The sequence below is a fragment of the Marinobacterium halophilum genome, assembly GCF_003014615.1.
GTDB lineage: Bacteria > Pseudomonadota > Gammaproteobacteria > Pseudomonadales > Balneatricaceae > Marinobacterium > Marinobacterium halophilum.
In genome coordinates this window covers 236,147-256,485 of record NZ_PYGI01000001.1, presented here as the reverse complement: position 1 = coordinate 256,485, position 20,339 = coordinate 236,147, and the positions used below count along the sequence as shown (strand labels likewise).

The following is a 20,339-nucleotide window of genomic DNA, read 5'->3' as shown; positions in this document are numbered from 1 at the left end:
TGATTTGGCTCGTTTGCCTGTTTTATTTCAGATGACGTACATGACGCTGGAACGACCGCACCTGCAGTAAGTCCCACTGCAACAGACGCAACTCGCCATCACACAGGGTGCGAATATCCAGCCAGTTGTCGGGCCTGCCGCCCGCCGCCTCGGTACTCAACTGTGCCCGCAACAGCAGCGCCATCAGATTTTCAAACGCACGGCTTAGCCGCCAGGCAAGGTCATCCCCCAGCTGTCCGTGCTGGTGTAATGCGGTAATGCGCTCACGCGAGCCCACTGCCGGGCAGTCACGCTTTAACGCCAACAGACGCAGCGCGGCCGTCAACGGAAGCAAGCCCTGGCGTTTGAGGTTGATCGCGTTGGGGTGCGGTGCTTCACGGCCATCACCCTGCAAACGGTCGAAGCGGTCCAGTGCCACGGGGGATTCGTCGAACAGTTCAGCCATTTCATGCAAGAACAGCCCCGCCTCCGGCACCTGCTGCAGAACGCGGCTGCGCAAGCGTTCCGCCAGCTCAGCGTCACCATACACCGGCACAAAATCGAACAGGATATTGCACTGCTGCACCAGTTTGACCCGTCGCATGCTCATCCACAGGCGCATCTGCTCGCACCATTCGCTGATTGGCTTGCGCCAAAGCGGCTGTGATGCCATCACATGCCCGCGACAGAACGGAATGCCCGCCGCATCCAGCGTGGCAGTGAAACGCTCGGCCAGGGTCAGAAACCAGGTGTCGATTTCGGCATGACGTTCAGGGGGGTAATCATCGAGGATCAGTGCGTTGTCCTGGTCAGGGTGCAGCAGGCTTTCGTGACGCCCGCCCGACCCCATGACCAGCACGCAGAACCGCACCGGTGGCTCGCCCCAGCCCTGCTCCTGCATGCTGGCCAGCGCCTGTTCGATGGCGCGGCGGTAGAGCCAGTCGTTATGGTCACTGATCAACTCACACACCAGCCACGGGGGCAATTCCAATGCCAGCAGCGCCCGTGCCAGTTCAGGCTGGCGGGCACGGGCCGCAGGCAGAGGCTGATCCAGCGGCCCCAATGCTTGCTGCAGCGGTGCCAACAGTGTGTCGGTCTGGGCAGTGTTCGCCCCATCGGAAAACAGCTGCCGCCATGTCGATTGCATCATCCCTCTCCCTGTCGGATATACCTTTCAGCATAGAGGGGACGCAGGGCAAGTCCAGCCGACCTAAGTCCTGTTTCAGTTCAGGGCACGGCACCCCGGTCCGGATATGCGACTGCGGCCACCACTGGCTGGTTGCACTTCGACGCGGGTGGCGATGCGGTCCTTGAGCGCCTGTACATGGGAGATCACGCCGATCAGTTTGCCTTCCTGCTGCAAGCCGGACAGGGTGTCCAACGCCGTTTCCAGTGCTTCTTCATCCAACGTACCGAAGCCTTCATCAAGGAACAGCGAGTCCACGCGCACATTACGGCTGGCCATGCCGGACAACCCCAGCGCCAAGGCCAGACTGATCAGGAAGCTTTCACCGCCGGACAGGTTTTTGGTCGAGCGCACTTCTCCGGCCTGATAGTTGTCGATCACGTTCAACTCCAGCGGTTGCTCGATATCACGTACCAGCAGGTAGCGGTCCGACATTTTTTGCAGCTGACGGTTGGCGTGGCCGACCATCAACTCGAATGTCAGCCCCTGGGCGAAGTTGCGGAATTTCTTGCCATCGGCCGAGCCGATCAGTTCGTGCAACTGCTCCCAACGACTCAATTCACGCTGCTGAGCATCAATGGCATGCTGTTGGGCACCGAACTGTGCTTTACGCTCGGCATTGAGGGTGAGCGTCTGCTGCAGGCTGCCGCGCTGTTCCAGCAACGTGCCCTGCTGCCGTTTCAACTGCTGCAGGGTTTCATTCAGCTGAGTGGCGCTCTGTTCGGTCAGCGCCTGCTGCTGCAAGGTAGCCAACGATTGCTCACTGCGGCCGAGCAGGGCTTTCAGTTCAGTAGCACGGGCGCTGAGTGCGTCGGCTTCCCGCTGCAAGGCTTGCAGCTGCTCGCGTGGCAACAGTGCGGCCTGTAGTGCGGTTTCATCGGCAAAGACGCTTTGTACCAGCACTGCATTGAAGGCGGTTTGCAGGTGTTCGGTATCTTGCGTCAGACGCTGACGTGCAGCTTCGCGGTCAGCAATTTGGTCCTGACACCGCTTGAGCGCCTGTTCACTCTCGCTCGCCGTTGTTTGCGCCTGTTCCTGAGCCTTGCGCGCCTGATCTACCGCCGCCTTCAAGCGAGCATCCCAGGCGTCAGTATTCGGCTCGGGCGACAGCGCCGTGCGCTGCTGCTGCAAACGCGCCAACTCGGCTGCCGCCGTATCAACCTCCAGTCGCTGCTGCTGACGCACCTGTTGCTGCTCTTGCTGCTTCTGCTCCGCTTCAAGCGCGTCGATGCGGTCCAGCTGCTGTTGCAACTGTTTCCACTGCTCACCGGCGTTGCGATATGCCTCGTTCAACACGTCCTGCGCGGGGCATTCCGTCCAGCCCAGCTGCAGCAGGCATGCGTGTATGGGCGCATCCAGTGCCGCCCGCTTCTGCTGCAGGGTCTGCAACTGCTGGTACTGATGACTGGCATCGCGCTCCAGCTGGGCCTGCTGAATCGCCTGCTGTTGCTGCGCCCGCTGCAGCTCGGCCAGCTCTTGTTCCAGGCGCTGCAGACGAACCGCCTCTTCACTCAGGCTCGGTGGCTGAGCCGTACGCCAGGGGTGCTCTTCAGAGCCGCACAGCGGGCAGGGTTTGCCCGGCTCCAGTTCATGACGCTGCTGTTCCAGATCAGCAATCCGCTCCGCCAGCCGTTGCAGTTTCAACAGGTCCTGCTGCTCGCGCTGCAACGGTTCCAAGCGGGCCAGCAACTGCTCGCCCTGCTGCTGCGCCGCCGCTTGCTGTTTGTCCAGTGCCGTCCGTGTAGCGGTCAGACCGGCCTCTTCCTGCTGCAGTTCATCCGCCTGACGCACCAGACCGAGCAGATCACGCAGCTGCTCGCCACGGGCACGCACCTGCTCTTGCTGCTGTTTAAGCTCAGATCGGTTGCTGCTACCCAGCACATTGGCCAACGCCGTTTGCGTCTGCTGCATGGCCTGTTGCAATAGGGTCGGGTCGGGCGCTGGCCCTTGCAACAGTTCAGCCGGTAATTGCGCCTGCAATTGTTGTAACCGGTTCTGCTGCGCCTGAATCGCCCAGTCCTGTTCACGCAGCTGGGTCAACAGCGGCTGCTGACGTTCACGCTCGGTTTCGGTATGTGCCAACTGTTGCCGAGCCGCGTGTAACGCTTCAGCGGCTGTTTGTTGTGCCTGTGCCAGTGCAGGTACACCGACCTGTAACTGCGTCAGCTCTTCTGCCGCAGCGCTCAAATCCCTGCGCCGCTGGCGTAACAGTTCGAACTCGGAACGTAACGCTTCAGCGTGTTGCGCCTGCTGCAGTGCCTGCTGTTGCGGCGCAAATGCGTGCTGTGCCTGTTCAAGCTGCTGTTGGTCCTGCTGTAAGCGTTGCAACTGTGCTGTTTCAGCGTCCAGCTGTTGTCGCCAGTTGAGCAATGCCTGCTGCTGGTCTACCTGCGTCTGGTGTTCATGCACCCGCTCGTTGAGTTCGGCCAGTTCACGGCCGATCTCGGCTTCGGCCTCAGGTTCCAACAACTGCAGGCCCGACTGGGCGGCCTTCAACTGTTCCAGCGCCTGCTTCTCTTCACCCCGACGCTGGTGTACTGCCTTGGAGATATCGGAGTAGATGGAGGTACCGGTAATCTGTTCCAGAATCGGTGCGCGGGCATCGGCATCCGCCTGCAAAAAGGCCGCAAAACCGCCCTGTGCCAGCAGCATGGAGCGGGTGAAACGGTCGAAGTCCATGCCGGTGAGGCGTTCGACCGTTTCGGCCACGTCCTTGAGCTTCGTTACCAATACCTTGCCACTGGCGACTTCGGACACTTCATGTTTGGGTTGCTGCAGCGCGCCATCCGCTTTCTTGCGGCTGCGGTGCTGGCTCCAGTGACAGCACCAGCGCCCCTGCGGAGTCTCGAACACCACTTCGGCAAAACACTCGCCGGTCTGGCGTGACATCACTTCATTCTGGCTGGCGTTAACCCGGCTCTGGCGCGGGGTACGGCCATATAACGCCAGACAGACAGCGTCGAGCAGGGTCGACTTGCCCGCGCCGGTCGGACCGGTAATGGCGAAGATGCCGTCGGCAGTGTAGGCGGGATCGGTCAGATCGATCTGCCATTCACCGGCCAGCGAGTTGAGATTGTTGAAGCGGATCTGGAGTATGCGCATGAGGGCCCGGATTCGGTTGCTGTCGGTTGGTCTGGTACTATATTCGGTTTGTCTGATAATCGCCTGTGAGGGCTTATGTTACAACGGTTGCAACATCATACCCATGCCCTGTCGCCCACCGAAAAAGGTATGGGCATCATGGCCTTGGCCATGTTACTGATTCCCGGCATGGATGCCATCGCCAAATTGCTGTCGACATCGCTGTCACCGGCACAGATTGGCTGTATCCGTTTTGCCATGCAAACGTTGCTGCTGGCCGCCTTTATGGCGCGGGGTGGTTCCGGCACCAGTGCCGGCGTATGCAGGGTACTGGGACAACTGATGCTGTCAGGGCTGTGGATCGCCGCCGCCCTTACGTTCCTGTTCTGGGGGCTGAGTTATCTGCCGCTGGCCAACAATATCGCCATCTTCTTTGTCGAACCATTATTGCTGATGCTGATGTCGGCCTGGTTTCTGGGCGAGAAGGTCGGCCGCCACCAGTACGGAGCCGTCATCGTCGGCTTGATCGGGGCGTTGATCGTGATCCGTCCCAACTGGGAAGCCTATGGCTGGGTAACGGTACTGCCATTGCTGGCGGCCTTCTTTTATGCCGCCCATATGGCGACGTTGCGGCACCTTTCCGGCCACATCGACGGGCTGGCATCGCAGTTCTGGAGCGGTGTATTCGCCTGTCTGTTTCTGGCACTGGCGATGCTGTTTGGCGAGCACTGGAACATCGAACAGCTGCAATGGCACAGTAACGTCAGCGAACATTGGGCCATTCTGCTGTTGATGGGTGTGCTGTCGGCATTGGCGTTCGGCCTGATCAACGCGGCGTTCAAACGGGCGCCGGCCAGCCTGCTCGCACCGTTCCAGTATTTGGAGATTATCAGTGCCACCGCGTTGGGCTACCTGCTGTTCGGTGACTACCCCGATGCGATCACCTGGTTGGGCACCGCGATTATTCTGGGCTCAGGCCTGTACCTGTTCCAGCGTGAGCGCCGTACCCGCCAGCGTCTGGCTGCGGCCGGTATCGACACGCGCTGATCACTCGGCGCGTGTATCCTGCTCGGCCATGGATTGCAGCAGGCTGCTGAACAACTGCTTCAGTTCGGCCTGCTGAGCGTCCGGCACCTGATGTGCATTCAGTGCGCGCTCGAACACTTCAACGGGCTGCAGGTCGTCCAGCGTTTCTTCCTCGCCCGTGCGCGCCAGGATACGATCCACCACCCGGTTGTTGCGCACCCGCAGCAAGCTCAGACGGGTACCTTCAACGCGCTGCTCCAGCCACTGGCGCAGGTCGGCAGCGATCTGGTCACCTTCATACAGCACCTCCAGCCAGATCGATTCGTCGTCAGCCGCCAGTGTTGCCAGGGACGCTTCCAGCGCCGCCTGGTCGCCCTTGATCCGCTCCATGCGCTGAAAGCGGGGAATATCGAGTAACGTCAGTGCCGGGGTGCGACCATCAAAGTCGATCAGACAGAGGCTTTTCTGCTGTTTCGATTCACCAAACCCCATCGCCAGCGGTGAGCCGCTGTAACGAATCTGTTCACACCCGGCGACGGCCTGAGGCACATGCAGATGACCCAGCGCCACGTAGTCTAGACTATCCGGAAAGGCATCCACGCCCACCTGTGCCAGTGAGCCCACATACAGATCGCGCACGCCATCGCCCTCCTGCGTGCGACCACCGGCGGCAAACAGGTGGCCCATGCCGATCATCGGGATATCGGCTGCCAGTGCCGTACGTTGTTGTTCGGCGGCATCACACACACGGGCATAGTGTTCACGGATACCGGCGACCAGTTTGCGGTCCTTGTCGTCCAGACTTTCACCCGCTTCGGCACGGCGGATATCACGGTCGCGCAGATACGGTACGGCGCAGATGATCGCTTCCGGCTGACCATCGGCCGCACGCAACACAACCACCTCATCAGCCGGATCATCACAGGCAGCGCCTACTACGTGTACATCCAGCGCCTTGAGCAGCTGCGCCGGGGCATCGAGAAAGCTGGGGGAATCATGGTTGCCACCGATAATCACCACATGACGACAGGTCGATGCCGCCACGCCGTTGAGGAAACGGTAGTACAGCGATTGGGCACGGTTACTCGGGGTTGTGGTATCAAACAGGTCACCGGCAATCAGCAGTACATCCACCGCCTGCTCATGTATCTGCGTCAGCATCCAGTCGAGAAACGCCTGAAACTCGTCGTAACGCTTCTGGCCGTAAAGCAGCCGCCCCAAATGCCAATCAGAGCTGTGCAGCACGCGCAGAGGGGACGTTTCATCATCAAACAATGAAGGCTGGTCGGACACGGTTATTCTCCCTGCAGAGTAGTGATGATACGGCGATGGTCGATGTGATTAGAATATTGCGGCCACGACTATAGAGGGCCCTGCCGGTGTTCTCAACTACAGATAAGCAAAGAAGATTATGACGAAGAAGCGGCACTACTTATCCTACTGCACACTTCAATGCCTCCTGTTGCTTCAGTCGGCCGACTGATAACGCCGTTGCAATATCGCAATTCGTTTCACATAGGCTTGGGTTTCCGCGTAGGGCGGCACACCACCGTACTCTTTCACGGCCCCCGGACCGGCATTGTAGGCCGCTGTAGCCAAGCGCACATCGCGGTCATAACGTTTTAACAGCCCGGCCAAATAACGCACCCCACCATCGATATTCTGCTCGGCATCAAAGGGGTTACCGACACCCAGCTCCGCCGCTGTTTGCGGCATCAGCTGCATCAGTCCCTGCGCACCGACCCGCGAACGGGCCTTGGGGTTGAACGCGGACTCGGCATGAATAACAGCCCTCACCAGCGCCGCATCCACAGCATGCAGGGCCGCGATGCGATCAATGATCGGACCGTAACGGTCGACGAACAGCGGCGTGGTTTCCCAATTAACGCTGGAATCGATCTTGCAGGCGTAACAGTCAAAACGGATGCTCTCGTAGTCGACACCACTGGGTTTTTCATCACTGAACGCCAATGTGCCGTCGGCAGTACGGTATTTGTAGTAGGTACTCACCACCGAGGCTTTTTGCGCCGGCGCTACATTGGTGTATTCCACCCGACCGTCAGGGTGAACGATTTTACGCACGTCGGCTGTAGCCTGAAGGGTAGACAACAGAACAAGGGCACCGAAAAAAACAGGAATGACTCGATTCATGGCAGCTGACAGACTCTCAAATCCGTTTGCGGGACAATTACCGGCCATTTTAGGACTGCAGGACAAGAAATACTGCTGTTAAGCGGGTTTTATCATCAATATTTGATCAAGTGCAAAGTCGGGGCCGTTGCAGCCCCGATCATCAAGCGCCCTCTCAGTCAAACAGGTCGCAGTGCATTACACCCTCGTCACGCCAACGTTCAAGCTCGGCATGGGCTGACGCATCAGACATGCCACGCTTGCACAATACCTTGATCAAGGCCTCATCTACGCTTTTCCCCAGCGTGGACGCTCGGCCACAGACATACAACGCGGCACCACGACCAATCCAGTCCAGCAGCTTGTCACCATGCTGTTCCAATCGCTCGCTAATGTAGCGCTGACCACCACCATCACGCGAGAAAACAGTATCCAGATCCGTGATGACCTGTTGCTCAACCATCGCTTCGATCTGGTCGCGATAGAGGTAATCACCCTCAAGATGGCGGTTACCAAACAGTAACCAGACCGGCCCCTGCTTTCCGGCATGCGCACGCTCCTCAAGAAAGCCGATAAAAGGCGCGATACCACAACCCGTTGCCACCATGATTAGCGGCAGCTCCAGGTCTTTAGGCGGATGGAACCCCGGGTGCGCTACCAATTCAATTTCTCGAGTTTCACCCACCGGCCAGTTAAGACACAATTCACTGCTGCCCAGACCCAGCACTTCCTTCCCGGCATCATCCTTGTAACGCAACAGACCGACTGTCAGCCGAACATGCCCCGGACTGGTTGCGGACGCCGAACCGATGGAGTAGGTACGTGGAGCAGCAGCCGTCTGCGGCTGAAACTGGAATAGATCACCCGGGGCGAACGCCAGCGTTTCAGGCACTTCAAAGATCAAGCTGTAACTGTGCGGTGCATCATCACCCAATGGTGTATCCAAACGTACTCGTTCGATCAGCCGTGCAGTACAGGTCTGGCGCTGAGTAGCTATATGACCGGTTCGTAAGGCCCAACCATGCTGCTGCCCCAATTGCTTCAACCAGCTTGCCCACTCCATGGCCGGGTCAGCATCAACCTCATGCAGCGGCACCTGTTCAGTTGCACCTGCACCAAACAGCGCCTGCTGTAGCTGATGACCCCCGGCACAGAAGTGCTCATAACGACGATCACCCAGGGCCAATAAGCTAAAATGTACTCCCTTCAAACTCCCCGCCGGCAATGCTTTGACCCAGCTACGCGCCATCTCGGGCAGCTCACCATCCCCCGTCGTAGAGGCGATCACCAGCACCTGTTGATAGCACTTCCAGTCCGCTGGCTTGAACGCAGCAATAGAACCCTGATCAGCCGGGATGCCCGCCTGCTCCAGCATACCAGCCGTCGCCGTAGCAAGACCTTGCGCCGTCCCCGTCTGACTGGCAAACACCACGAGCACCTGCGCCCCATCCTGTACCTGGCTAACGCCAGCCGCACGCTGACGACGTAACCAACTAAGCCCGCCGGTCAGCGTCAAGCCACCGACCAGCCCTGCAACCAGCGCATTGAAAATGCCTGAGAACCAGCCCGCCCACAGACCTTCATGCAGCTGCTTGGGCAGGTTGGCACCCGACTCTACTGACGTCACCTTGTCGCCACTGACGACCAACAGCTGCTCCGGCAGCTGAATCATCACTGATCCTGCCTTAAAGCGGCGTACAGCTGTCATATTCGACAGATCATGTTCAACGGCTGCCTGACGAATACCCTGCACCAATGACGTCTGCTCGACATTCTGTTGCAGTCCGTAATCAGGGCGGCCAATATGCAGTGTCATGAGAATGGCAGTTAACGGCAGCAGCAATGCCAGCGGCAGCAACCAGACACCCAACCATTGATGCCAACCGATAAGGGATTGGCTGAACTTGGGCCACCCCAACAACACACCGACCACCATGATCGCCAGCATGGCATAGGTTACCCACTCCACCAGATCGCCGGCATCAAGCAGCAGATCTTTGTGCAGCTCTTTCACCCATGCAAAAAAATCGGCAGTACGATCTACACCGTTACCCACTTGTTCAGCCGTATCCAGCTGAAACTCTCCCATATCCGGGATCATCCACTGACCCGACATGACGCTCCTCTGCACCATGTTGATATTCCCCTGCCCCGACTGCTTTTCAAGCAATTTGATCAACTGCACAGTATCGACAGCCCCCGCATAGGGCGGTGCCGACAAGTCACTCAGCACCGGCTTGAACGCCAATACCATGCCAGTCAGCGTAATCAGCAAAAACAGTGGCGTCAGCAGCAGCGCCAGCCAGCGATGCAGCGTCAGTAAACATGCCCTCATTGAACCATCCTTAGCCGGTCACGGCTCTGATTTAGCGATGGTTGAATTGTATTTCAACGTTACTTAAACAAGGGTTAATTGTGCGTAAAGATCTGTAAAGATGGATAGGTACCGCTATACATACAAACAAAGATGTATAGATGTTTTTACCCTCTATACGCTAAAATAAGCTCGTTTTTTGTACCCGTTTTAATAAGGCATACCGTTATGGCACGACGCACCAAAGCCGAAGCCGCCGCCACGCGCGAGGCATTGATCGACGCGGCTGAAGAGATGTTCATGGAACACGGCGTCTCCCGCTCCTCCCTTGAACAGATTGCGCGCCACGCCGGCATGACACGCGGTGCCGTCTACTGGCACTTCAAAAACAAGGCAGACCTGTTCCATGCCATGCTGGATCGGGTGCGCATGCCGTTTCAGGACCTGGTTGATCAGGTGGACGCTCCAACGGCCGACCAATGCCCACTGGAAGCGATCCGTCTGGCCTGTATCAAGGGGTTGGCGCGCCTGGAACAACCACGCCACAAGCGTGTCCATTCCATTCTGATGTACCGCTGCGAATTTTTCAGTGACATTGACCCGCAGGCCATGCAGGAGGAAATCTCTCATGATACGTACGCCGTGCTGCTGAAGTATTTTCAACTGGCCCACGATCGCGGCCAGTTGAGCCTTCCTGCTGAAGCTGCCACCGACTTGCTACATGCCACTCTTTCGGGACTGTTTTATGGCTGGCTCCGCCACACCGAGCGTTACTCGATTGAAGCCAAGGGCACGGTCATGATCGAAAACCTGCTCCGTCTTATCCGCGTCGCCTGACCCGCCCTGCACCAACGAAAAACCCCGGCACCAGGCCGGGGTCATTTGGAGCCAAATCGGAGGCGCGCTTCAGCACGCCACCCAATACTCCCTGTCATGCACGTTTGAGGCTGGTTTGCTCACCGCTGTACGTACACACTTTCACATTTTCACCTTTATACTGGCAGCGGGCTAGCGCATGCGGAGCCAAATCTGAACCAAAGTCCTGATACACCCAGCGCAGCAGCGAAGCCGCCATAATGAACAACACTGGGATCATTGGCAGTGCCACCAGTACGGTTGAAGACTGCACCGCCTTGAGGCCACCTGCCGACAGCAGACCCACACCGACCATCGCCAACACCAGAGTCCAGAGAATACGGTTCCAGCGCGCAGGCTCCTGATAGCCGGTAATCTCCTTGGTGCAGATGGCAGCCAGCATGTAGGCCGATGAATCCACTGTCGTTGCCAGAAATACGAAGCACAGCAATGTAAAGACCGGGATCACCAGGTCAGCTGCCGGCAGCGTTTGCAGCACCGCAACCACTGTCGCCGGAATGCCCTGCTCACTCAGGATCGACTGCAGGTCGACACCACCGTTCACGCTCAGGTCGATCGCATAGCCACCCCAGATGGCAAAGAAGGCCCAGCAACCAATGCTGCCCCAGACAACACCGTTGACGATCAACTCCTTGATGGTACGGCCACGGGATACACGCGCCACAAACAGCCCCATCATCGGTGCATACGCGATCCACCAGGCCCAGTAGAACATGGTCCAGCCTTCAGGGAAGCCACCTTTGTCGATCGGATCGGTCCAGAAATTGATACGGAAGAAGTTATCCATGAACAGACCGAAACTGTTGGACCAGAGGTTCAGCAGGAACACGGTTGAACCCGCCAGCAGGATGAACGCCAGCAACACGACGGCCAACACCGCGTTGATATTGGACAGGGTTTGAATACCCTTATTAAGACCGTTGTAAACACTCCAGGCGATCATCGCGATCCAGGCCGCCAGAATCATCATCTGCAACCCAAAAGAGTCTTCCAGGCCAAACATGGTCTGAAACAGTTCCGACACCAGCGGTACCGACAGCCCCAATGACGTACCCACACCGCCAACAATGGAAAAGATCACGATTACATCGATCAATTTGCCGACCGGGCCATCCACCAGATCACCCAACACACCACGACAGGCTTCACTCAAGCGCAGTACGTGTACCTTACGTACATACAGTGCATAACCAATCGGCAGCGCGGGCATCAGATACAACGCCCAGGGCACAACACCCCAATGAAACATCGGGTACATCGCCGCCCATTCAGCTGCGGCATGGGTATTGGCTTCAACCCCCAAAGGCGGCGTGGTCATGAAATAGAGCGGCTCAACAAACGCCCAGTTACAGATCGAGATGCCAATCCCTGCACAGAACAGCATCGCAATCCATGACGCCTTCTTGAACTCGGGCTTGTCTTCAGGAGTACCCAGCTTGATCCTGCCAACCGGCCCGAAAGCAAGCCAACACATGAAAAAGAAACTGCCGACACCGGACAACAGGTACAGCCACCCGAATTGACCAGTAAACCAGCCAAGCAGCTGGCCGATGATGACCTTACCAGCGACAGGGTTGATCGCCAGCGGGATACTGGCTGCCAGAATTACCAACACCGCAGGCCATAGAATGGCGGGGTCAATCGCCATTTTATTATTGTTTTGCTCTGTACTCATTCGAGATACCTATCGTTTATTTTATTATTAGAACGCCGGCTACCAGCGGGGGACCAGCAACGCTAGCGATCCTCTGCGCCCGACAGACGGCCGCCGACCGGGCGGACCCGCACCCGAACAGCCCTTGCCAGGCCCCGCACGCCTATTGACTCCAGCCTCCCTCGACATCGCTGCCAGCCGTGGAGTAAATAAACTTGCGGTTTACAATCTAATGAGTCGTACGTGGCCGTGTCAACAAAAAATTCACCGCCGAATCAAGTAGTAAAATCCTCCTTAAATTGATCCATGCCTGTTGGATATGCAACTAAAGTGGTGCATTAACGCTGGTATTTACTGAATTTTGAGAAAACTGCTCACAAGTGGCTTGACCCGGAATTTAAAGCTCGATAGCATCCACATCTTGTTAACTATGGGTTTACAAAAAACAATAAGCGGAGCCTGCCATGAGCGCCAAGCAAACACTTTCTCTGGATGACCATATCGACATCGATAACGCGTGGACCATCCCTGCGCAGTACTACACCTCAGCCGAGATCTTCGAAACTGAGAAAGAAACCATCTTCGCCAATTCATGGGTGTGCGTGGCACATGGCAGCGAAGTGGCAGAGAAAAACGCTTACATCACCCGCGAAATCATCGGCGAGAGCCTGGTGATCGTGCGCGGACGGGATAGCGTGCTGCGCGGCTTCTATAATGTCTGTCCGCACCGTGGCCATCAGTTGATGAGCGAGTCCGCGGGCAAAGCCAAGAACGTGATCACTTGCCCGTATCACGCCTGGGCATTCAAACTGGATGGCAAACTGGCACACGCCACCAATTGCGAAAACGTGAATAATTTTGAAGGCGACGCACTGGGTTTGGTGCCGTTCCACGTCACCGAGCACGCCGGTTTTATCTACATCAACCTGACCGAAGGCGAGCCCCAGCCGATTGAAGAACAGCTGCCCGGTCTGGCCGAGAAAATGAACGAAGCCTGCGCCGTGATCAAGGATCTCAAGCTTGCGGCCCGCTTCATCAGCCATACCCCGGCCAACTGGAAAACCATCGTCGATAACTACATCGAGTGCTACCACTGCCCGACCAACCACGTCAGCTTCGCCAGCTCCGTGAATGTCGATGTATACGAGCACCAGCTGCACAACAACTGGACGGTCCAGATCGGTGAAGCAACATCATCGGAAAATTCGTTCCAGTTCGACAGCTCCGTGACCGACCCCAAATTCTCCGGCTTCTGGATCTGGCCCAGCACCATGTTCAACATGCCGCCGGGGGGCGATTTCATGACCGCTATTTATGAATTCCCGGTCAGCGCCGGCGAAACCCTGCAGTACTACGACATCTATTTTCTCAACGAGGAATTGACCGAGTACCAGAAAGAGCTGGTTGAGTGGTACCGCACCGTTTTCCGCCCGGAAGACCTGCGTCTCGTGGAAAGCGTGCAGCGCGGCCTGAAATCACGCGGCTACCGTGGCCAGGGCCGCATCATGGCTGACCGTCAGCGCAGCGGCATCAGTGAGCACGGCGTGGCGCATTTCCACCAGATAATTGCCAAGTCCCACCTGAGCTGAACCTCATTCATCACGGGGTGCCCAGGCACCCCGCAGAGACGCTGTATACCATGAAAACACTGACATCTCCCACACTGTTCCGGCAGTCCTGCTACATCAACGGCCAATGGGTCGACGCTGCCAACACCATCAACGTCAACAACCCCGCTTCACAAGAGTCTCTGGGCAGCGTCCCGAGTCTGTCACTGGAACAGGTTGAAGACGCTATTGTTCACGCTCACGCAGCCATGCCCGCCTGGAGCGCACGCACCGCCAAGGAACGTGCCCAAATCCTGCGCCGCTGGTTTGATCTGATCGAAGCCAACGTCGACGACCTGGCCCGCATCATGACCCTTGAGCAAGGCAAACCTTTGCATGAAGCCAAGGGCGAGATTCGCTACGCCGCTTCCTTTATTGAGTGGTTTGCCGAAGAAGGCAAACGCGTCTACGGCGAAACCATTCCGCAGACCGTGAGCAGCAACCGCATCACCACCATCAAGCAGCCGGTAGGTGTATGCAGTGCGATCACGCCGTGGAATTTTCCTGCCGCCATGATCACCCGCAAGGCAGCACCGGCACTGGCCGCGGGCTGCAGCATCGTGATCAAGCCGGCCTCGGAAACCCCGTTTACCGCGTTGGCGCTGGCCGAACTGGCGGACCGCGCCGGTATTCCGGCTGGTATCTTCAATATCGTGACCGGTGAGTCCCGTACGCTGGGCGGCGCACTGACTCAGCACCCGCTGATCAGCAAGTTCTCTTTTACCGGTTCAACCCCGGTGGGACGCACCCTGTATGGCCAGTGTGCATCGACCATCAAGAAGACCTCGCTGGAACTGGGCGGCAACGCGCCGTTCATCGTGTTCGAGGATGCGGACATCGATAAGGCAGTCGCCAGTGGCGTCGTGGCCAAATTCCGCAACGGTGGCCAGACCTGCGTCTGCGTCAACCGCTTCTATATTCACAGCGCCGTCTATGACGAGTTTCTGGCCAAGTTCACCGCCGAAGTCGCCAAGCTGCGCGTGGGTAACGGATTGGAAAACGGCACCGATATCGGCCCGATGATCACCACCCGTGCCATCGACGGCATGCAGGTATTGCTGGACGATGCACTGGCCAAGGGTGCTGAACTGGTGACCCTGGGCAGCGAAATCGAGGAACAGGGTCAGTACATCAACCCGAAAATCCTCACCGGCGTCGATCACTCCATGGATATCGCCAATGACGAAATCTTTGGCCCGATCGCCACGCTGATCCGCTTCGACAGCGAAGCCGAAGTGCTGCAGTACGCCAATGACACCATCTACGGCCTGGCCGCCTACTTCTTCACCAACGATGTCCGTCGTGTCTACCGGGTCGGTGAAGCACTGGAAAGCGGCATGATCGGTATCAATACCGGCATCATCTCCAATGAGGTTGCGCCCTTCGGTGGCGTCAAGCAGTCCGGCCTCGGCAAGGAAGGCTCCAAGTACGGGATTGAAGACTATCTGAAGGTGAAATACCTCTGCGTCGACATCGCCTGAGTTCCCACGAGTGAGTATGTGTCATGAATCAGAATAAAATTGCAGTCAACGTCAGCCGGGTCGAGTCACTGAGCCCGACCATCAAAGCATTCGAGTTTGTCGCACCGCAGGGTACGCTGGCGACCTTCAGCGCCGGTAGCCATGTCACCGTGCATATGGACGCCGCCGGCATCCGCCGCGCCTACTCGCTGACCAGTGACCCGCAACAGCCCGACCGCTACCGCATTGCCGTGCTGCTGGATGAAAATTCCAAAGGCGGCTCGGCCTACATGCATACCCAGGTTGCGGAAGGTGACACTCTACACCTGTCACCGGCTGAGAATTTTTTCCCTCTGGTTCATGACCATAACAGCAAGCACATACTGATTGCCGGCGGTATCGGCATTACGCCGTTCCTGCCCTATCTTCACGAACTGGAGCGCGAAGGGCTGGCGTTTGAGCTGCACTACTGTTTCCGTGACGGGGCCAATGCGGCGTTTGTCGAAGAATTGCGCGAGCGCGTCGGTGAGCGTCTGTTCATTTATGACAACGCCAGGGATCAGCGCCTGGATGTTGCCACTCTGCTGGAACAGCAATCGGCACAGAGTCATGTCTACGTCTGCGGCCCTCAGCCGCTGATTGATGCCGTGATTGAGCAGGGCAACCGTATTCTCGGCGAAGAGCGGACCCACTTCGAGAATTTCGGCGAAGTCGCCAGCGATGGCGATGCCTTTGAGGTGCATTTCCAGCGCTCGGGCTTCAGCCTGGAAATTGGCGAGGACATGTCGATCCTGCAGGCCATCGAAGCCGACAAGCGCATCAATATCGAATGCCTGTGCCGCAACGGGGTGTGTGGCACCTGTGAAACCACCATTCTGGAAGGGGAAGCAGACCATCGCGACAACTATCTCGATGATGACGAGCAGAACGCTCAGGAAACGATGATGATCTGCGTGTCGCGCGCCAAGGGCACCCGACTGGTGCTGGATCTGTAATCCAGCCGGACTCGCATTACTTGAAATGAAACATCAAAAAGGGTTGTGTTTCGTCATCGGCATGATGGGACACAACCATTTTTTTATGCTGAAAGGTTATCCGGCACGGCCCCTGCTCACGTAGCATGGCCACCTGATCCGCCTGCTTCAGCATGAACTGGTACAACAGCGCCTGCAGCTCCATGTAGCTGATCTTTTCCGGGCGCGTCTCATGGTTGGTTGCCAAAATTTCACCGGCGGTATCGGTAAACACAACCAAGTGGTCCATGTGCGCCAGCAATGTGTTGAAAAACCGGTTAATGCGGCTCAAGCGCAGCTCAACCGTCTTGCGCTCGGTATTGTCCAGACTGATGCCGATCAGCTTGGTGACCTTGCCATTCGGCCCCTTCACTCCAGTCGCCCGTGACGTGATCCAGCGGTGTTGCCCATCCTTGTTGATCTTGAAATCCATCTCATGCGCACCACCCTCACGCATGATTTTTTCATACCCCTTGACCAGCTTGTCCTTCGAAGGTCCGCTCATCAAGTTCCAGAAATCTTCATTACTGGTCAGACGGACGCCGTACACGGCTTCCACATTGTCGGAATAGCTCACCGCACCGGTCAACAAATCCCATTCCCAGGTCACGATTTCAGCGGTTTCCTGCAGGTGGACTTCATTGATATTGCGTCCGTCCTGGCCACTGTCTTGAGCACCATTGCCGTAATCACCATATTTGAGCCAGATTTTATCAACCCCGAGAAAAGCCGCCAGCTTGTCCAGGTTGCCATCATCGATCATGCCGCCCTTGGTCCACTTGTTGACAGCGGTTCGCGAAACTTCAAGCCCTTGAGCGACCTTGATCTGACTGGTCTTGCGCTCCTTTAGCAGGGCCAGCAGGCGCTTGCCGAATCCGTCTGCACTCATATGTTCTCCATCATTATCAGTGTCGGTTTACACCGGCGCATCCAGCGCAAGCTGATCCCGCAGGTACTGTTCAAGGTTCTCGATAAACACACGTAGCTTGGCACTGCTTTGGGTTGTTCTGGAATACACGGCGTAGACATCAGCGGTCTGCTGCCACTGCGGCAACACACGTACCAGCGTCCCCTGCTCCAGCTCCTGACGCACGCTCCAGATCGAGCGCAGCAAAATCCCCTGCCCACCCAAACACCATTGTTTGGCCACATTGCCGTTATTCACGCTCAGCTGGCTATTGGGCGTAATCGCCAGGCTTTCACCCTCGCACTCCACCTTCCATGAGGCCGGATGCTGGTTACGCTCGCGGATGGAGATGCAATCGTGCGCCTGCTCCAGATCCTGCGGATGGACGGGACAACCGCGCCGCTCAAGGTAGGCCGGTGCGGCACAGAACACCCGCACGTTGGCGGCGATGCGACGGGCAATATACTGTTCGGGGATGCTGCCGCCGAGACAGATATCCAGATCCACGTTCTCGGTGACAATATCAATGGCGCGATCCACCAATGTCAGGTCGATATCCAGCAGCGGATAACGTTCACGCAACGACAGGATGAAAGGATTCAGATACTCGGTGCCAAAACCGGTGCTGCAGCTGATCCGCAACAGACCACGCGTCTCGTCGCGACACGCCATCAGCTCGTTTTTCATCGTATCCAGATCCTGCAGCATCTGCACGCCGGTACGCAGCACGGTTTCGCCTTCCAGCGTCAGACTGATGGCCCGCGCCGAGCGGTAGAAGAGCGTCAACCCGAGGTTTTCTTCAAGCAGTTTTATCCGCTTGGAAATATAGGCTGGCGATACCATCAGCTGCTCGGCCGCCCGGGCAAAGCTCGTCAAGCGAGCTGCAGTCACAAAGACTCTGATGTCGTCCAGAGCAGGCAGCTTGTCCACGATATGTAAACTCACAGATTACAGTTCAGGCCTACATCTTATCAGACCAATCCCTAAACTGGAGACCAGACGTGCTCAATATGACAATAAAAGGAGTCACCCATGTCACAGTTCAATATCGCCGTCATTCCCGGAGACGGCATCGGTACTGAAGTCATCCCCGAAGGCATCAAGGCGTTGCAGGCTGCGGCCGCACAACAAGGCATCGAGCTGAACTTCACCCACTTCGACTGGTCATGCGAGACCTACCACAAAACCGGCCGCATGATGCCGGAAGATGGCCTGGAACAGCTGAGCCGGTTCGATGCCATCTTCCTTGGAGCCGTTGGCTTCCCCGGCGTACCTGATCACATTTCACTCTGGGGGCTGCTGTTGCCGATTCGTCGCGCCTTCAACCAGTACGTGAATTTGCGACCGGTCCGCCTGTTTGAAGGCCTGCAGTCACCGCTGGCCAACAAGAAACCGGGCGATATCGATTTCTATGTCGTGCGTGAAAACGTCGAAGGCGAATACTCCAACATCGGCGGCATTCAATATGAAGGCACCGAAGATGAAGTCGTCTCTCAGCAGAGCATTTTCACCCGCAAGGGTACCGACCGTATCCTGAAATATGCGTTCGACCTGGCCCAGTCCCGCGACAAGAAACACCTTAGCTCGGCCACCAAGTCCAACGGTCTGTTCCACTCCATGCCCTACTGGGATGGCCGTGTTGAAGCGATGGCGGAGCAGTACCCCGAGGTCAAGGTGGACCAGTTCCATATCGACATTTTCACCGCCAACCTGGTGCGGATGCCGGAGTTCTATGATGTGATTGTCGGTTCCAACCTGTTCGGCGACATCCTGTCGGATCTTGGCCCGGCCTGCACCGGCACCATCGCCATTGCACCGTCGGCCAACATCAACCCGGAAAAAACCTTCCCTTCCATGTTTGAACCGGTACACGGCTCGGCTCCGGACATCGCCGGCCAGAACATTGCCAACCCGATCGGCACTGTTTGGGCGGCTGCCATGATGATGCAGCACCTGGGCTGCAATGCTATGCACGACACCATCATGACCGCCATCGAAACCGTGATCCGCGATCAGACTGCACTGACCCGCGACATGAGTGGCAACGCCAGCACCCAGGAACTGGGCCAGGCAATTGTCGACGCTATCCAGGCGTCCTGATACACCCCGCGGGCGCACCGGTCCGGTTGTGCCCGCCGTAATCTCATCACAATATAACAACAATACGGATCAACCCCGATGAAAAAACTACTTACTCTGTGCACTCTGCTCGCCACAGCCGCGCCTGCCTGCGCCGTCGAAATCGCCGACACCGGAATCGAGGTATATGGCAGCCTGCGCATCATGCTGGAGCAGAAAAAAGACAATGATGACACCGAATACAAGGACGCGTTATCACGGGTCGGCATCAAGGGCTCTTATGCACTGGATGAACGCCTGAGCGCCTTTGCCAAATATGAAGTGGGGCTCGACCTTGGCAACGACGGCGATACCGTCGGCGATATGCGTTATGGCCATATCGGCCTGACCGATACCACATACGGCACCCTGGCTCTGGGTAAGGTGGACTCGCCTTTTTATGAAACCGTAGGTGTTGCCGCTGACTACATGTGGTGGAACTCTGCACCGGTCTACTACACATTGGATGGTGGACTGCGGGTGAGCGAATCCGCCTACTACAGCAGCCCTGATCTGGGTGGTCTGAAAGTGAAGGCACTGTATCAGGTAGATGACGAAGACAATACCGGCCAGGAACAGACGCAGATCGGCGCGACCTACAGCCTCGGCAATCTGACTTTGGGCACCGCCTTTACCGGCACCGAAGGCGGCAATGACCGTTACGGCCTGTCGGCGTACTACGCCGGTGAAGGCTTCTATATCAACGGTGCCTATATCGACCAGGAAAACAGCGGTGCCGGTATCGATGCCATTGTCGGCATCCCGGCAGGCAAGAACCTGTACACGCTGGGCCTGTCCGACTTCTCGGCAGAGAACAGCGATGGCGATTTTACCGCCGCGATTCTCGCCTACCAGCGCACCCTGCATCAACACGTCGTAGCGTGGGCCGAGTTCATGGCCTGGGACGGCAGCCTGTATGGTGTTGAAGATGCCAATCAGCTGAACGTCGGCATCAACTTCAGCTTCTGATTCCCCCACAAAAAAGGGC

15 protein-coding genes are annotated in these 20,339 nt (G+C 57.4%); 7 read left to right on the top strand and 8 right to left on the bottom strand.

Annotated elements, in window-relative coordinates:
- Window positions 1–22: 22 nt before the first annotated feature.
- A complete protein-coding gene (locus CLV44_RS01210; RefSeq protein WP_106590276.1) occupies window positions 23–1,129 on the bottom strand; it encodes a DUF294 nucleotidyltransferase-like domain-containing protein in 1,107 nt (368 codons plus the stop codon).
- Window positions 1,130–1,201: 72 nt separating this feature from the next.
- The gene (locus tag CLV44_RS01205; protein WP_106590275.1) at window positions 1,202–4,267 is read right to left on the bottom strand and encodes an AAA family ATPase; all 3,066 of its coding nucleotides are present in this window, start codon (window positions 4,265–4,267) and stop codon (window positions 1,202–1,204) included.
- Window positions 4,268–4,342: 75 nt separating this feature from the next.
- Between CLV44_RS01205 and CLV44_RS01200 the strand changes: the two genes are divergently transcribed.
- Window positions 4,343–5,293: a DMT family transporter gene (locus tag CLV44_RS01200; RefSeq protein WP_106590274.1), complete on the top strand. Its 951-nt coding sequence runs from the start codon at window positions 4,343–4,345 to the stop codon at window positions 5,291–5,293.
- Here the strand turns inward: CLV44_RS01200 and CLV44_RS01195 are convergent, their stop codons facing one another.
- From CLV44_RS01195 to CLV44_RS01185, 3 genes are all read right to left on the bottom strand, one after another.
- A complete protein-coding gene (locus CLV44_RS01195; protein ID WP_245912555.1) occupies window positions 5,294–6,565 on the bottom strand; it encodes an exonuclease SbcCD subunit D C-terminal domain-containing protein in 1,272 nt (423 codons plus the stop codon). It lies immediately after the preceding gene.
- Between the two features lie 174 nt (window positions 6,566–6,739).
- Window positions 6,740–7,354 (bottom strand): lytic transglycosylase domain-containing protein, encoded by a 615-nt coding sequence (locus CLV44_RS01190; RefSeq protein WP_281257800.1) that lies wholly within the window; start codon window positions 7,352–7,354, stop codon window positions 6,740–6,742.
- 223 nt (window positions 7,355–7,577) lie between these two features.
- Complete coding sequence (locus CLV44_RS01185) at window positions 7,578–9,737, bottom strand: PepSY domain-containing protein (RefSeq protein WP_106590272.1); 2,160 nt, start codon at window positions 9,735–9,737, stop codon at window positions 7,578–7,580.
- Between the two features lie 207 nt (window positions 9,738–9,944).
- Here CLV44_RS01185 and CLV44_RS01180 point away from each other — a divergent pair, with 207 nt between their 5' ends.
- The gene (locus CLV44_RS01180) at window positions 9,945–10,553 is read left to right on the top strand and encodes a TetR family transcriptional regulator (RefSeq protein ID WP_106590271.1); all 609 of its coding nucleotides are present in this window, start codon (window positions 9,945–9,947) and stop codon (window positions 10,551–10,553) included.
- Between the two features lie 94 nt (window positions 10,554–10,647).
- Here the strand turns inward: CLV44_RS01180 and CLV44_RS01175 are convergent, their stop codons facing one another.
- Window positions 10,648–12,267, bottom strand: coding sequence for a BCCT family transporter (locus CLV44_RS01175; RefSeq protein WP_106590270.1), 1,620 nt, complete (start codon window positions 12,265–12,267; stop codon window positions 10,648–10,650).
- Window positions 12,268–12,710: 443 nt separating this feature from the next.
- Here CLV44_RS01175 and CLV44_RS01170 point away from each other — a divergent pair, with 443 nt between their 5' ends.
- The 3 genes from CLV44_RS01170 to CLV44_RS01160 are packed head-to-tail and all read left to right on the top strand — an operon-like array spanning window position 12,711 to window position 16,308.
- Complete coding sequence (locus CLV44_RS01170) at window positions 12,711–13,835, top strand: aromatic ring-hydroxylating oxygenase subunit alpha (RefSeq protein WP_106590269.1); 1,125 nt, start codon at window positions 12,711–12,713, stop codon at window positions 13,833–13,835.
- Between the two features lie 50 nt (window positions 13,836–13,885).
- Window positions 13,886–15,334 (top strand): NAD-dependent succinate-semialdehyde dehydrogenase, encoded by a 1,449-nt coding sequence (locus tag CLV44_RS01165; protein WP_106590268.1) that lies wholly within the window; start codon window positions 13,886–13,888, stop codon window positions 15,332–15,334.
- A gap of 23 nt (window positions 15,335–15,357) precedes the next feature.
- On the top strand, window positions 15,358–16,308 hold the full coding sequence (locus CLV44_RS01160; RefSeq protein WP_106590267.1) for a PDR/VanB family oxidoreductase: 951 nt from the start codon (window positions 15,358–15,360) through the stop codon (window positions 16,306–16,308).
- Between the two features lie 16 nt (window positions 16,309–16,324).
- Here CLV44_RS01160 and CLV44_RS01155 read toward each other — a convergent pair whose 3' ends face one another.
- Both CLV44_RS01155 and CLV44_RS01150 read right to left on the bottom strand, forming a co-directional pair.
- Window positions 16,325–17,215, bottom strand: a complete 891-nt coding sequence (locus CLV44_RS01155; RefSeq protein WP_106590266.1) for a helix-turn-helix domain-containing protein — start codon at window positions 17,213–17,215, stop codon at window positions 16,325–16,327.
- Between the two features lie 27 nt (window positions 17,216–17,242).
- Window positions 17,243–18,178: a LysR substrate-binding domain-containing protein gene (locus CLV44_RS01150; RefSeq protein ID WP_211298039.1), complete on the bottom strand. Its 936-nt coding sequence runs from the start codon at window positions 18,176–18,178 to the stop codon at window positions 17,243–17,245.
- 87 nt (window positions 18,179–18,265) lie between these two features.
- Here CLV44_RS01150 and CLV44_RS01145 point away from each other — a divergent pair, with 87 nt between their 5' ends.
- Together CLV44_RS01145 and CLV44_RS01140 are read left to right on the top strand one after the other, a co-directional pair.
- The gene (locus CLV44_RS01145; RefSeq protein WP_106590265.1) at window positions 18,266–19,333 is read left to right on the top strand and encodes a tartrate dehydrogenase; all 1,068 of its coding nucleotides are present in this window, start codon (window positions 18,266–18,268) and stop codon (window positions 19,331–19,333) included.
- 78 nt (window positions 19,334–19,411) lie between these two features.
- Entirely contained in the window at window positions 19,412–20,320 is a 909-nt protein-coding gene (locus tag CLV44_RS01140) for a porin (RefSeq protein ID WP_106590264.1), read from the top strand.
- Window positions 20,321–20,339: the final 19 nt, after the last annotated feature.